The sequence below is a fragment of the Amycolatopsis sp. GM8 genome, assembly GCF_021653975.1.
Taxonomy (GTDB): Bacteria; Actinomycetota; Actinomycetes; order Mycobacteriales; family Pseudonocardiaceae; genus Amycolatopsis_E.
This window is the reverse complement of sequence record NZ_JAJKFK010000004.1, coordinates 992,147-1,006,536: the sequence shown is the minus strand read 5'-3', so window position 1 is coordinate 1,006,536 and position 14,390 is coordinate 992,147. Positions and strand designations below refer to the sequence as shown.

12 protein-coding genes are annotated in these 14,390 nt (G+C 66.4%); 10 read left to right on the top strand and 2 right to left on the bottom strand.

Annotated features, from left to right (window positions below; genetic code table 11):
* Positions 1-68 precede the first annotated feature (68 nt).
* From LOZ83_RS23405 to LOZ83_RS23370, 8 genes are all read left to right on the top strand, one after another.
* Positions 69-1,280, top strand: coding sequence for a Xaa-Pro peptidase family protein (locus LOZ83_RS23405; protein ID WP_236793479.1), 1,212 nt, complete (start codon positions 69-71; stop codon positions 1,278-1,280).
* Between the two features lie 14 nt (positions 1,281-1,294).
* Positions 1,295-1,675, top strand: coding sequence for a RidA family protein (locus LOZ83_RS23400; RefSeq protein WP_236793477.1), 381 nt, complete (start codon positions 1,295-1,297; stop codon positions 1,673-1,675).
* A gap of 12 nt (positions 1,676-1,687) precedes the next feature.
* Entirely contained in the window at positions 1,688-3,082 is a 1,395-nt protein-coding gene (locus LOZ83_RS23395; protein WP_236793476.1) for a leucyl aminopeptidase family protein, read from the top strand.
* Between the two features lie 70 nt (positions 3,083-3,152).
* Positions 3,153-4,097, top strand: coding sequence for an ornithine cyclodeaminase family protein (locus tag LOZ83_RS23390; protein ID WP_236793474.1), 945 nt, complete (start codon positions 3,153-3,155; stop codon positions 4,095-4,097).
* A 416-nt stretch (positions 4,098-4,513) separates the two neighbouring features.
* Positions 4,514-6,574, top strand: a complete 2,061-nt coding sequence (locus tag LOZ83_RS23385; RefSeq protein ID WP_236793472.1) for a hydantoinase/oxoprolinase family protein — start codon at positions 4,514-4,516, stop codon at positions 6,572-6,574.
* Position 6,575: 1 nt separating this feature from the next.
* The gene (locus tag LOZ83_RS23380; protein ID WP_236793470.1) at positions 6,576-8,267 is read left to right on the top strand and encodes a hydantoinase B/oxoprolinase family protein; all 1,692 of its coding nucleotides are present in this window, start codon (positions 6,576-6,578) and stop codon (positions 8,265-8,267) included.
* Positions 8,264-9,220 carry a 2-hydroxyacid dehydrogenase gene (locus LOZ83_RS23375; protein WP_236793468.1) on the top strand — a complete coding sequence of 319 codons (957 nt, stop codon included), beginning with the start codon at positions 8,264-8,266 and terminating at the stop codon, positions 9,218-9,220. The genes LOZ83_RS23380 and LOZ83_RS23375 overlap by 4 nt, the downstream gene beginning before the upstream one ends.
* A gap of 35 nt (positions 9,221-9,255) precedes the next feature.
* Positions 9,256-11,022: a dihydroxy-acid dehydratase gene (locus tag LOZ83_RS23370; RefSeq protein WP_236793466.1), complete on the top strand. Its 1,767-nt coding sequence runs from the start codon at positions 9,256-9,258 to the stop codon at positions 11,020-11,022.
* A 22-nt stretch (positions 11,023-11,044) separates the two neighbouring features.
* Here LOZ83_RS23370 and LOZ83_RS23365 read toward each other — a convergent pair whose 3' ends face one another.
* On the bottom strand, positions 11,045-12,061 hold the full coding sequence (locus LOZ83_RS23365) for a proline racemase family protein (protein ID WP_236793464.1): 1,017 nt from the start codon (positions 12,059-12,061) through the stop codon (positions 11,045-11,047).
* A 30-nt stretch (positions 12,062-12,091) separates the two neighbouring features.
* On the opposite strand from LOZ83_RS23365, the gene LOZ83_RS39950 reads away from it, so the two are divergent.
* The gene (locus tag LOZ83_RS39950) at positions 12,092-12,343 is read left to right on the top strand and encodes a LuxR C-terminal-related transcriptional regulator (RefSeq protein ID WP_308190277.1); all 252 of its coding nucleotides are present in this window, start codon (positions 12,092-12,094) and stop codon (positions 12,341-12,343) included.
* On the opposite strand, the gene LOZ83_RS23360 is transcribed toward LOZ83_RS39950, so the two are convergent.
* Positions 12,326-12,913 carry a TetR/AcrR family transcriptional regulator gene (locus tag LOZ83_RS23360; RefSeq protein ID WP_236793463.1) on the bottom strand — a complete coding sequence of 196 codons (588 nt, stop codon included), beginning with the start codon at positions 12,911-12,913 and terminating at the stop codon, positions 12,326-12,328. The genes LOZ83_RS39950 and LOZ83_RS23360 overlap by 18 nt on opposite strands.
* A gap of 50 nt (positions 12,914-12,963) precedes the next feature.
* On the opposite strand from LOZ83_RS23360, the gene LOZ83_RS23355 reads away from it, so the two are divergent.
* Complete coding sequence (locus LOZ83_RS23355) at positions 12,964-13,920, top strand: quinone oxidoreductase (protein WP_236793461.1); 957 nt, start codon at positions 12,964-12,966, stop codon at positions 13,918-13,920.
* The last annotated feature ends 470 nt before the right edge of the window (positions 13,921-14,390 follow it).

Below are 14,390 nucleotides of genomic sequence, written 5' to 3'. Positions count from 1 at the left end.
CAACCGTCCACCGCGCCGCGGCAGTCCTGGACACAAGCGACTCCTCTCCCCACCACACTTACACTACAGTGACCACTATAGTGATGCTGGCCTCACACACCAACACCGGAGACACCATGCCAACCGACATTCTGGTCACACGGGTTCATGATGGCGAGCAAACGGATGTCACCTGGACGCCAGATCGGCTCGACCGTGCCCGCGAGCAGATGGCCGAACTCGGTGTGGACGGGCTGCTGGTCACGCCCGGCTCCGACCTCGTGTACACGGCGGGCTACCACATCCCCGCGCTGAGCCGGCTGACCTGCTTCGTCATTCCTTCGCAGGGCGAACCGGCTCTTGTCGTGCCGAGTCTCGAGGAGGCAGAGGCGGCGAACAGTGCGGCCGGAAGGTCCGGCGTCACGATCAGGACGTGGCATGAGACCGGCGATCCCGCTGCGCTGGCCATATCGGCACTACCCGAGAGCGCCGAGCGGGTGGCGCTGTCGGGACGCACCTGGTTCGACCACGCGATCGCATTGCAGCGTGCGTTCGGCCGAGGTGAGTTTCTTTCCGCAGGCCCGATCCTCGGTCCGCTGAGGATGCGTAAGACGTCGGCCGAGGTCGACGCACTGCGTGACGCGTCGCACGCGATGGATCGTGTCCACGACGCTCTGGCTGCTGGTGAGGTGCCCGTGATCGGGCGCACCGAGCGCGAGATCTACCGGGATCTCCGAGAACTGATGCTGGCCGTGGGCCACCTGGAGGCCGGAGGCAACGTCGCGTCAGGGCCGAACAGCGCGAGCCCCCACCACGCTCCGGGTGCTCGACGCGTGGGGGAGAAGGACGTCCTCGTCGTCGACCTGGCCGGGCCGACAGACAGTGGCTATTTCTCGGACTGCGCGCGTACCTACTGCGTCGGTGACGTGCCCGACGACGAGTTCGCCCGCTACTACCGGATAGTCGACGAGGCGAACGCCGCAGCGTTCGCAAGCGTGTCAGCCGGTGTTCCAGCCGGGGAAGTCGACCGAATGGCGCGCGACGTCATTACGGCGGCCGGGTACGGCCCGGCATTCGGCCACCGAACCGGCCATGGGATCGGATTGGACGTGCATGAGTCACCGTTCATGCGCGCGGGCAACGAGCAAACCCTGGAACCGGGGATGTGTTTCTCGATCGAGCCCGGCATCTACCTACCGGGGCGACACGGCGCCCGAATCGAAGACATCGTCACCGTTACCGGGAACGGGGCGGAACGTTTCAACCGAGCTACTCACGACCTAGTCGTTCTGACGGCCTGAGACCTGGAGGAGAAATGGAAATCGCACACATCGACCCCACCCCCGGCGCGAAGTACACGCCGGCGGTCGTGGGCGCAGGGCTGGTCTTCACGTCAGGTCAGGTGGGCGAGGATCCGGAGACAGGCGCAGTCCCCGATGGATTCGACGACGAGGTACGGCTGGCGCTCGCGAATCTCGAGGCAGTCCTGGTCGCCGCCGGATCCCGCCTGAGTCACCTGGTGAAGATCACCTGCTACATCGCGGACGTCGAGCTCGCCGACACCTTCAACCGGATCTACCTCGACAGCGTGCCCGAGCCCCGGCCGGCCAGGGCGACCGTGCAGGTACGCATGCTCGCGCCGTACCGCATCGAACTCGACTGTGTGGCCGCACTCGCCGACCCGGCCACGAACTGAGGAGGGATCGTCGTGACAGCCAAAGCTCGCTGCATTCCGTGCTTCCCAGGAGACATCGCAGAAAGTGAAGGACTCGCAGCTCTTGCCGCGGCCGCCGGGTTCACGGCGGAAGTGGGGACCTGTCTGCTGACCGCTGCGGACCTGCCGACCCTGCTCGTCGGCTGCGGAAATCCGGAGAATCTGACCGAGGCAATCCTCCGAAACGCGTTCGCCGCCGCCGGTCGGGGAATCGGTCCCCTCGAAGACGTCGAGATCGACGTGACGTCGATCGGCCCTGCCATCCTGCCGGCCGACGCGCGCGACAGAGAGGTCGCGCAGGGACTACTGCTGGGGTCCTACCGTTTCGACAAGCACCAGCAAAGTCCTGCGCGCAGGCCACACTGGCGTCCGCGTGTCAACTCCGGCGCCTGGGACGAAGGCGTGCGACTTGCGACGGCCGTCAACGCGGTTCGTGACGTGGTGAACGAGCCCGCCAATGTGATCAATCCCGGGTCCCTGGCCGATTACCTCGTGAAGCTCGGTGAAGCCTCGGGACTGCGCGTCGTCGTCCGCGACGAGGAGTGGCTCGAACGCGAAGGCGCCGGCGGAATCCTGGCCATCGGGCGGGGATCTGCCGAGCGACCCAAGATGGTCGAGATCATCCACGAAGGCAGTGGCGGTGACGTCGATCTTTGCCTGGTGGGCAAGGGCGTCACCTTCGATGCCGGCGGACTGTCCCTCAAGAACGAGACCGCGATCATGCTGATGCAGTCCGACATGGCTGCTGTGCCCACGATCGCGCATGCGATGGCATTCCTGTCCGCCGTGGCGCCGTCCCTTCACGTACGCGCGTTCTGCCCGCTGGTCGAGAACATGCCGGGACCGTACTCGACCCGCCCGGGCGACATCGTGACCGCCCGGAACGGCAAGTCCATCGAGGTCCTCAACACCGACTTCGAAGGCCGGGTGATCCTGGCCGACGGTCTGGCATTTGCCGCCGAGCATCATCCGCGCCACATCGTGGACGTCGCCACGTTGACTTACGGAGCGCCGAACGCCCTCGGAACGCGGATGGCGGCCCTGTTCGGACAGGGAGCCGCTCCAGAGTTGATCGAGCGAGCAGCCGAGACGTCGGCCGAAGCCGTGTGGAAGCTGCCGATGCCCGAGTATCTGATGCCGACCATCCGCTCCCGAGTGGCGGATCTGAAGAACTTCCCGTACGAGACGAAGGCGCGCGCATCGACCGCCGCAATGTTCCTCAGGGAGTTCGTCCCTGCCGGCGGCTCGTGGGCCCACGTCGACATCGCCGGACCCGCCTGGACCGACACGGAGTACGACGCGAACCCGATCGGCGCGACCGGTTACGGAGTGCGGCTGCTACTCGAACTGTTCGGAGTCCTCCGCGACGCGGATCGCGCGACGAGCTGACCTGATTTCGCCCGCCTTTCAACCGTCTCGGCCAAGCCCCGAACACCCGAACCAACCCACTGGAGTGCCAATGGAGCCCATCTTCCTCTCGCCCGAGCAGGTCCTCGCAGCTGTCCCGATGCGCGAAGCAATTGAGGCCGTGCGCCAGGCATTCGTCGGCGTCTCTCGTGGTGAATTCGAGGTGCCGTTCCGGACCAACCTTCGCGACGGTCAGTTCCTTGTCATGGCGACGCACCACATTCCCACCGCCACTGCCGTTGTCAAGACGATGAGCCTGAACTTCGACGGACGTGACCCGGCGATCGTCGGCACCGTGAGCTGGAACGACCTGCATCGCACTGGCCACCTGCTCGCCGACGCTTCCGCCATCACGGCACTGCGGACAGGCGCAGCGTCTGGCGTGGCAACCGACCTCCTCGCACGACCGGACGCTGCGACCCTGACCGTGGTCGGTTCAGGCGGACAGGCTGCGATGCAGGTTCGAGCCGTGTGTGCGGTCCGACCCATCGCCGCCGTCATCTTGGTCGACCGCATCGCAGAACGAGCGGAGGCGCTGGCGGAGGTGCTGCGCCGCGAGATGCCGGTCCTGCAGATCAAGGTCTGCACCGACGTTGTCGATGCAGTGACGGACGCCGACATCATCTGCTGCGCCACCACTGCGACGGAACCCCTTTTCCCCCTCAGCGCGCTGCGGCCTGACGTGCATGTCAACGCGATCGGGGCGTTCCGCCCGACAATGCGTGAACTTCCCGACGACTTGCTCGCGGACGCCGGCGTCGTCTACATCGACCAGCAGGAAGCAATCCTGGAGGAGTCGGGCGAAGTCATCCACGCGCTGGCCTCTGGCGCCCTCGACGAAGCGAATCTCGAAGAGATCGGTCGAGCACTCCAGGACACCGGGTTGCGCCGGGACGGCCGCACCGTCTTCAAGACCGTTGGCATCGCTGCGCAGGACTGGGCAATTGCAAGGTTGCTCTCCGAGCGCAATGCCGCCACGGAGTCCGCTCACGATTGACACGCAGGCACGACCGAGGCTGAGGTGCCCACGGCGGCGGCAAGCCTGGTCCCGGGCGGTGGTGGGAGCCGCTCAAGTGCTGCAACTCGCTTCTACACCCTCGCCGCAGTCGCAAAGAAGGTGTCGGTCAGCGGGATGTGCCAGTGCATTTCGGCGTGAGCCAGTCATTCCGCTGCGAAATACTGCCCCCAGACGGCGTGCGGTAGCCCGGCTGTGGCTTGACCCCTGTTCTGGACTCTCTTGCGTGCCGAGAATGTGTAGAGGCGCGCGCGGCAGCGACGCGCGACTGGCCGCGGCCGAGTTCAAACAAAAAAACCGCACGGACCTTGATCCGATCTCGCTCTGATGCAATGCTACGGCCTACACCATAGTGAACACCACGGTGAGACACGGCGATGCCGCTCAGGAGGATGGGAATGACTTTGTCCGGTCGATACCGCGTGGCGCTGGACATCGGTGGGACGTTCACCGACGTGGTGGCCTACGACGAACAGACAGGCACGTTCTCTGTCGCCAAGTCGTCCACGACGGATCACGACCTGGTCGAGGGCGTGCTGAGCGCCCTCGACCAGGTCGTCGACGCGCCGGAGGCGATCGGATTCCTCGTACACGGCACGACGCAGGGGCTCAATGCGCTCCTGCAGCGCCGCGGTGAACGGGTGCTACTCCTGGCGACCGAGGGTCTCGGAGACGTGTTCCACATCGCCCGCGGCAGCAGGGGAAGCCTTTACGACCTGCACTACCGCAAGCCGACGCCGCTCGTTCCGCTCAGTGACATCGTGGAGATCGGTGGGCGGCTCGACGCGCGTGGCACTGAGCTCGCGCCGCTGGACGAGCAGGCGCTGCGCAAGGCTGCCGGGCGCGTGCGCGACGCTGGGATCTCGGCTGTTGCGGTGGCGTTCCTGTTCAGCTATCTGGACCCGAAGCACGAGCTCTTCGCGGAGCGGATCTTGCGCGAGGAACTCGGCGACGATGTCGCGATCACGCTCTCGCACCGCATCGCCCGCGAGTGGCGCGAATACGAGCGGACCTCGTCGGCGGTCACTGACGCGTATATCGCCCCGACCGTTCGCCGGTACCTGAGGCGGTTCGACGAGCAGCTGCGCGGACGCGGCCTGGACGTACCCATCCACATCATGCAGTCGAGCGGCGGTGTCGCCACAGCGGCGGCGGCCCGCGAGTACGCGCTCAGCACGCTCCTGTCCGGTCCGGTCGGTTGCACGATGGGAGGCGTGGCGCTGGCCAAGCAACTGGACCGCCCGAACCTGGTTTGCGTCGACATGGGCGGCACGAGCTTCGACGTGAGCCTGGTCGTCGACAACGAGCCCGAGGTGGTCTCCGAGACCCAGCTCGAGGGATTTCCGCTGTTGCTGCCGGTGGTCGAGATCCACACGGTCGGCGCGGGCGGGGGGTCCATCGCGTACGCGGAAGGTGGTGGCTTGCGGGTCGGCCCGGCGAGCGCTGGAGCTGTACCCGGACCGGCCTGTTATGGGCGCGGTGGAACCAGCCCGACCGTCACCGACGCCAATCTGGTGCTGGGCCGTCTCATCCCCGACTCGTTCAGCGGCGGCCGCATGACACTCGACCGCGGCCTCGCCGAGGCGGCGGTCAGCCGTCTCGCCGACGAACTCGGGATGTCCACGGTGCAGCTGGCCGGCGGCATCGTGGAGGTCGTCAACGCGACGATGGCGCAGGCGATCCGCACACTCACCGTCGCGCGCGGGATCAGCCCGCGTGACTTCTCCCTGGTGGCGGTCGGCGGCGCTGGTGCACTGCACGCGGTCCACCTTGCGCGTGAGCTGGACATCGCCGAGGTGCTCGTGCCGCCGAACGCGGGAACGTTCTCCGCCTGGGGCATGCTCTCGACGGACTTCCGTCACGACGGGTCCCGGCCGTTCCTCACCACAGTCGACGCCGGCGCCATGGCAAAGCTGCCGGAAATGCTCGCCGAGATGAGCGTCGAAGGCAGCCAGATGCTCGATGCCCAAGGGGTAGAGGAGTCACTGCGCAGCGTCAGCTACGCACTGGACCTGCGATACGTCGACCAGGCCTACACGCTCACCGTGCCGCTCACCGGAATGGACGAGACCCGCAGTCCAGAGTTCGCGGCTGCCATCGCACAGCGCTTCCACGACGCTCACAAGCGCAGGTACGGGCACGCCAACGTCGGGGCTCCGGTCGAGTGCGTCACGATCCGCGCCACCGCGGTCGGGGACATCGGCAGCAGCCGGGCAGCAGCGGCCCCGGTCGAGACGACCCGCAGCGTCCCCGCTCCCGCGGGCACCGCAGAGGTCGTCTTCGACGGCGTCCCGATGGCCACCGAGATCCATCACCGCGACGAGTTGCCGCTGGGTGCCGAGGTACGCGGCCCTGCCATCGTCCTCGAGGCGACGACGACCAATGTGATCCCACCCGGCGCGGCGCTGCGGGTCGATGCCAGCGGAACCCTGGTGATCAACGTTCGAGAGGACAGCTGACGTGAACCCGACAGACACCGTCACCGACCCGGTCACCACCGAGATCATCAGGTGTGCACTGGGGGCAGCAGCAGAAGACATGAACCAGACGCTGATCCGATCGGCGTACACGCCCACCATCTACGAAATGAAGGACTGCTCCGTCGCACTGCTCGACGAGCACCACCGTGTGCTCGGCCAGTCCCTCGGCGTGCCGATCTTCCTCGGCAACCTCGAAGTGGTGACCCAGCACACCGAACGCGAGCACGGCCGTGACGGTTGGCGAGCCGGTGACGTGTGGATCCTCAACGACCCCTACATCGCCGGTACACACCTCAATGACGTGTCCGTCTACGGCCCGGTGTTCGCCGGAGAGGACCTGGTCGGATTCGCCACGTGCCGGGCGCACCTGCGCGACCTCGGCGGTATGCGACCCGGTCTGTTGACGAACTCCACGGAGATCTACCAGGAAGGGCTCAGGCTCGGCGCCATCAAGCTGGTCGAGGGCGGCGAGCCGAGACGCGACATCCTCGACATCATCACCCGCAACAGCAGGTACCCCGACCTCGTCCACGGCGACCTGTTCGCCATGATCGCCTGCGTCCGCGAGGGCCAGGCAAGGCTGGACGCGGTGATCGAGCGCTACGGACTTGCGACGTTCCGTGCAGCGCGTGACGACGTCTTCGCCCAGACCGAGCGGATGGAACGTGCGGCCGTCGCCGCGATCGCCGACGGCGTCTACGAAGCCGAGGGTCACATTGACAACGACGGCGTCGGCGACACACCGCTGCGGGTACACGTACGAGTCGAGGTGTCGGGAGAGAACATCCTGATCGACCTGAGCGGAACCGACGACATGACGAAGGGACCCGTGAACTGTGGTGCCCCGCAGGCCGTCGCCGCGGCCCGGGTCGCATTCAAGTTGCTGGTGAATCCTGATGGCCCGCTCACTGGAGGTGCCTTCCGGCCGCTCTCGGTCAATGTGCGGGAGGGCTCACTGTTCGCAGCGGAAGAGCCGGTGCCGTGTTCGTACTACTTCACGCCGCTGGGCATGCTCATCGACCTGGTGGCCAAAGCGTTGGCACACGTGCTTCCCGAGCGCGTGGCAGCGGCCAGCTACGGCGACTCGATGGTGGTCCTGTTCGGTGGCACGAATCCTGACACCGGCCAACGCTTCTCGTTCTCGCAACCGACGGTCGGCGGTTGGGGCGCGTGGCACGGAACGGACGGCCAAGACGCCATGATCAACAACGTCAACGGCGCGATGAAGGATCTCAACGCAGAGGTGATCGAGTCCAAGTTCCCGATTCGGGTCACGAAGTATGCGATCCGCCCGGACTCGGGTGGGCCGGGACAGTGGCGCGGCGGAAACGGCGTCGAACGTGAGTTCGTCTTCACCGGCGATGACGGGTACGTGAACCTGTGGTGGGACCGGTCCGTCACGCCGGCGTGGGGAATCTTCGGCGGCTCGTCCGCCCAACCGCCCGAAGTCGTCATCAACCAGGGCCGTGCCGACGAGCGACGGCTGATGAAGGCGACCGGTCACCCGCTCCAGCACGGAGACGTTGTCCTTACCCGCAGCGGCGGTGGCGGCGGGTACGGCGACCCGTCGCTGCGCTCGGTGGACGACATCAAGGCCGACATCCGTGAGGGCCAGGTCACCGAAGCCGGCGCTCAGGACGGTTATGGCTGGGACGAGGGTGTCGGCTCGTGAGCCTGGTGCTGCAAGTAGGCGCACTTCCGCAGTGGCTGACGGGTGCACTCCGTGACGAGTACCGCGCGCTCGTCCTGCCCGACGATGGTGAACGGGACGCATTCCTCGCCGGTCCCGGCCGGGACGTCAGGGTCGCAGCCACGAGCGTCGCGACTGGCGTCTCGCGCGAGCTGATCCTGGCACTGCCGTCCCTGGAGGCGGTCGTGAACTATGGGGCCGGCTACGAGACCACAGATGTGCACGCTGCCATCGAGCGCGGCGTGGTGGTCTCGAACACGCCGGACGTGCTCTCCGACTGCGTCGCCGACACGGCACTCGGACTGACCATCGATGTGCTGCGTGGCCTGAGCGCAGGTGACCGGTTCGTGCGCCGCGGTGATTGGGCAGACGGTGCGTTCCCGCTGATGCGGAAGGTATCCGGTGCCCGGGTCGGCATCCTCGGACTAGGTCGGATCGGGCGGGCGATTGCGACGCGCTTCCAGGCCCTCGGTTGCACGATCAGCTATCACGATCGGCGCGAATTCGAGGATTCTCCCTTCGCCTACGCCTCCTCGCCCGTGGAGCTGGCGGCCGGAGCGGACGTTCTGATCGTCGCCGCGGCGGGAGGGCCGGCGACGCATCACCTGGTCGATCAGGCCGTGTTGGAGGCTCTGGGGACGACGGGCTACCTGATCAACATCGCTCGAGGAAGCCTTGTGGACGAGGAAGCGCTGGTCAAGGTCCTCATGGAGGGCGGTATCGCCGGCGCCGGCCTCGACGTGTTCGCCCATGAGCCACACGTGCCCCCGGAGTTGCTGACGCTCGACAACGTTGTGCTGTCGCCGCACCTGGCGAGTGGAACCGTCGAGACGCGCGCAGCGATGGAGGAAGTGGCGATGGCCAACGTCCGCGCGTACATGACCGAGGGGCGGCTGCTCACGCCCGTGCCGGAGATGCAGCGGGCCGCCGGATGAGCGATTCGCCCACGCCCCTTGCCGAGGAGAACGCCGTGACTGACGAGCGAGGGGCGCCCGCTCAGGGACATCCGCTGAGAAGCGCCAAATGGTTCGCGGGCGATGACGTCCCCCCGTTCATCCACCGCTCGGCATTGCGGGCCGGAGGCTGGCCAAGATCTGCTTTCGAGGGTCGACCGGTTGTGGGCATCTGCAACTCGTGGTCGGAAGCAGTCGCCTGCAACATGCACTTTCGCGGTCTCGCCGACTCGGTTCGCAGAGGAGTGCTGAGGGCCGGGGGCCTTCCGCTGGAATTCCCGACGATCTCCCTCGGCGAACAGCTGATGAAACCGACCACAATGCTGTTCCGCAACCTCATGTCGATGGACGTCGAGGAGTCGATCCGGGCCTATCCCTTCGACTCGGTCGTGTTGCTCGGGGGGTGTGACAAGACCACTCCGGCGCAACTGATGGGAGCCGCCAGCGCCGACGTACCCGCGATCATGCTCACCGGCGGCACCGCGACACCGGCCGTTTTCAACGACAGGCAGATCGGCGTCGGCAATCTCTGGAAATACGTCGACGAGGTCAGAGCCGGCCGGATGTCGATGGCCGAATACGAACGCCTGGAGGCTTCCGCTAGCCCGTCCATGGGCCACTGTCCCGACATGGGCACCGCCTCGACGATGGCGGCGATCGTCGAGGGACTCGGGATGACGCTTCCCGGGGCGGCAGCCATCCCGGCGATGGACTCGCGCCGAATGCAAATCGCCGAGGACGTCGGCGCCCGGGCCGTGGAGATGGCGCGAGAGGGGTTGCGGCCCTCACACGTGCTCACGCCCGAGGCGTTCGACAACGCGATCACCTTGATGCTCGCGGTCGGCGGTTCCACGAATGCGGTGATCCACCTGCTCGCCATTGCCCGTCGAGTGGGCGTCGACCTGCGGTTGGACCGGTTCCACGAGCTGTCCTCCCGCACACCTTTGGTGGTCAACGTGCGGCCGGCCGGTCAGCACCTGGTCGAGCAGGTTTTCCACGCCGGCGGCATCCCCGCCGTCCTCAAGGCGCTCGAGCCGCTACTGCACGTCGAAGCACTGACGGTCACCGGACGTCCGGTGCGGGACGGACTGCCCGAGAAGCCGGCCGATGCGCCGGAGGTCATCGCCACGTTGGACGCGCCGTTCCAGGGTCCTCAGGGCCTCGCAGTGGTGCGCGGTAACCTCGCTCCGAATGGCGCGGTGATCAAGTGCAGCGCGGCGACACCCGAGCTGCTCGACCACCGAGGTCCTGCGGTCGTATTCGACAACATGCCGGATCTGCTGGCGCGGTACGACGACCCGGATCTGCCGGTCACTGCCGACTCGGTTCTCGTGCTGCGTTCGGCAGGCCCGAAGGGGGCTCCGGGAATGCCGGAGTGGGGTCAGCTCCCTATTCCGACCCGGCTGCTGCGCGAAGGCGTGACCGACATGGTTCGCATCTCCGATGCCAGAATGAGCGGCACCTCGTTCGGCACCTGCGTCCTGCACGTGAGCCCGGAGTCCGCAGCGGACGGACCTTTGGGACTGGTCCAAGACGGCGACATGATTCATCTCGATGCATTGGCCGGCACACTGTCGGTTGAACTCACCGCGGCCGAGTTGGAACAACGCCGTCAGGCGGTTACGGAGACCGGTGCCGCGCCCGCGAGAGGCTATGCCGCGCTGTACGTCGATCACGTCCTGCAAGCAAACGACGGCTGCGACCTCGACTTCTTGGTCGGGCGTTCCGAAGATCCGGACAGTGAACCGAAAGCACTCTTCCGAGGCTGGGTCGGCGGTTGGTGACCTTTTCCGCGCTGGCGGTGGCTCACCGGAGCACGAACCCCGGCGTGAGGGTGTCGTCGGGGTCGACGGTGAAGTGGTGTTCGCCGGTCTTGTGTGCGGTGCCGGTGACGACAGGGAGCACCGCCGCGTGGCCCTCGGAGGTGGTGAGTCCGGCGATTCGTGCAGTGAAGACCGAGTCGACGATGGATCTGTGGATCAGCATCTGCTCGCTGTTCAGGGCGCCGGTTGCAGCCAGGGTCGCTACGCGTGCGCAAGTGCCAGATCCGCAGGGAGAGCGGTCTACCTCTCCGTCGGCGAACACGGTGACGTTCGTCTGCTGGACGTTCCCGTGCTCGTCGGGGCCATCATCCGTGAAGAAGATGACGCCGTAGATGCCGTCCAGCCGGCTGTCCGAGGGATGTTCGGAGTACTTGGTGCCGGTCAGTTGGGCCTTGATCCCGCGGGCCAGCCCGATGAGCCTTGTCAGGTCGGCGCCGGTGATCTGGATACCGGTCTGCGATGTGGCGACCTGGGCGTAGATGGCGCCGCCGAAACTGATGGCAACGTCCAGTTTGCCGGCCGTGGTGTCGACCTCGACACGGTCGTGGAGGACGTAGCTCGGCACGTTGACGAAGTCGATACTGGAGATCCTCCGGTTGCGTGAGTGAACCTTGGCTGTCACACGTCCGGATGGCACGTCGATGATGATGTCGGTTGTTCCCGAGGGATCCTCGGAGACCCGGCCTGTATGGATGGCCCACGCTCCGAGAGCGATCGTTCCGTGGCCGCAGGCCGTCGAGAAGCCGTCCTTGTGCCAGAACAAGACTCCGAAGTGTGCGCCCTCGTCGTCGGGAGGCGTGATGAACCCGCCGTACATGTCGGCGTGGCCGCGTGGTTCCGAGCACAGAAGCCTGCGGGTCCCGTCGATTACCGGGTCTATAGGCGCGTTGATCCTCTTCTCGGCGACCGTGTCACCGGCAATATCTGGTACGTCTGTGACGATCCGGAAAGGTTCACCGCCGGTGTGGTAGTCGACCGTGTGGATGCTCCCCGGGATCATTGATGTCCTTTCTGCGGTGCCTCCGGCAAGTTGCGCAGGGCGCATCGCTTGACTTGGCAACCTGGGCCATTTGCCTGCAACAGGCAACACTGTAGTGCAGACAGCGGTGAACGGGCCCGGTATAGGCGAGATCGCGAGCAGCTCGGCCTGTCGCTCAATGCCGTGAAGACCTATCCGCAGAACGTGACGCAGAAGCTGGGCGCTCGCAACCGTGCACAGGTGATCACCAACGCCCGGGCTGTGCTGAGTCCTGACCGCCACATTTCATGGCGACAGGAGTAGGTGATCGAGGCAGAAGTCCAGGCCGGCTTCGAGGTGGTCGGCTGATCCGGTGGCGATCAGCACGCAGACCCCGCCCTGGAACGCGGCGACTATGGCCGCGGCCGCGCGGTCGGCGTCAAGGGTGGGGTAGGCCTCGCCGGCGGCCTGGGTGACTTGGATGGCGTCACGAAAGCACTGTTGCAGTTGCCTGATCAGCTGTGCCGTTACGGCCTGCGCGGCGGGGCTGTGTCGACCGACATCGGCGATCAGCACCGCCAGCGGGCAGTTCAAGCCCTGATCGCGATGTCGCTCCACGATGGCGTCGCGCCACACCAACCAGGAAGCGCGCGAATTGAGCTCACTGAGATAGGGCTGCTGGTCGCCGAAGACGCTGTCGGCCTCATGCTCGGCGACCTCCAGCAAGAGCTGCTCACGACCACCGGGGAAGTAATGGAACAGCTGGCTCTTGCCGGTGCGGCTGCGCCGGCCCACGTCGTCGAGAGTGACCACGTTCGTGCCGCGCTCGCGCACCTCGGCCGCGGCGGCCTCGATGATGCGCCGCCGAGTCGCGGCGCCCTTCTTCGTCGGCACCTCCCAAACTGTACTTGCGGGTACAATTTTGCGTCAATAGCGTGACTGGCATGAAGGCAATCGTGATCAGGGAAGCAGGCGGACCCGAGGTCCTCCAACTCGACGAGCGGCCGGCACCGCGCCCCGGGCCGGACGACCTCCTTGTGACGGTGCGTGCGGCCGCGGTCAACTTCTTCGACACGGTCGTGCGGCGCTGGGCGCAGGCTGAGGTACCCGGCCTCGAAGGCGCCGGTGTGGTCGCGGAGATTGGCCCCGGCGTCACAGGCTTCGCACCGGGGGACCGGGTGGCATGGATGTCCATGAGTCACGGCAGCTATGCCGAGCAGGTGGTCGTCTCGTCCGGATCCGCGATTCGCGTGCCGGACGGCGTCGATGATGAGACAGCGGCCGCATTGGTCGTGTCTGGTGCGACGGCACACCACCACACGACCGTCGCCCACCCTGTGCAGCCCGGCGATGTGGCGCTCGTTCTGGCCGCGGCAGGTTCGGTCGGGCTGTTCACGACGCAACTGGTCAAGGCTCGTGGCGGCACCGTCATCGCGGTCGTGTCACGTCCGGAGAAGACAGAGGTCGTGACGGCGGCGGGCGCCGATCATGTGGTGGTCTCGACCGGCAGTGCGTTCGTGGAGCCGGTGCGCGAATTGACGGGTGGCGAGGGCGTCCATGTGGTGTACGACGCCGGCGGGGCGGCCACGTTCTATGCCTCGATGGAAGTCCTGCGCGCGCACGGCACCCTGGTGTTCTACGCGACTGGTCTCGGCGATCCGATGCCCGCACTCCAACTCGACACGATTCCGCGCAGTATCCGGATCACCTATCCGAATGTGGAAGATCACCTTCGTACGCCGGCGAAGTTCGCCACGCATGTGGGCGAGCTGTTCTCCATGGCGGAGAAAGGTGAACTCAATGTCCGGGTCGGCGGACGCTATCCCCTCGCGGAGGCGGCCCGGGCGCACGTCGACATCGCGTCACGCGGCACCACGGGAAAGCTGCTGCTGATCCCGTAGTCGAGCAGAGTGGCGCGTCGTACTTCCGAGCCGTCACACGGACTCATAGGGCCTGATAGAGGTCGGCGTCTCGCCAACCGGTCCGCCATGTCCCTATGCCGCTGAGTCACGGCGTTGGGGGAGTAGGGCTCGGAGTAGCCAACTCGTGGGTCTAGTCGCGGTCCGGCATGACTTGGAAGGCTGCGCGTCGGCGTGTCTGTGGCGCGTTCCGATGAGTTGCAACGGCTCGTGTCCCCGCGCCACAACGCCCCCGAGTGAGGGCTTGTCAGGGGTTTCCGATCTTGAACGGTGTCAGAGCGCCACTGGAGTAGGGCTCCTGACCTGCGCATCCCGCGAGTGCCCCCGGTGAGATTCCGGCGGCTATCACACCAGTTGTTGTGCCTGGTGGGCTGTCGATTCGGGCTGATGTGCCGTTGGTGATGGAGCGTCGGTCGAAGCGGGGAGCCCGATAATGGGGGAGCGGCGGCGGG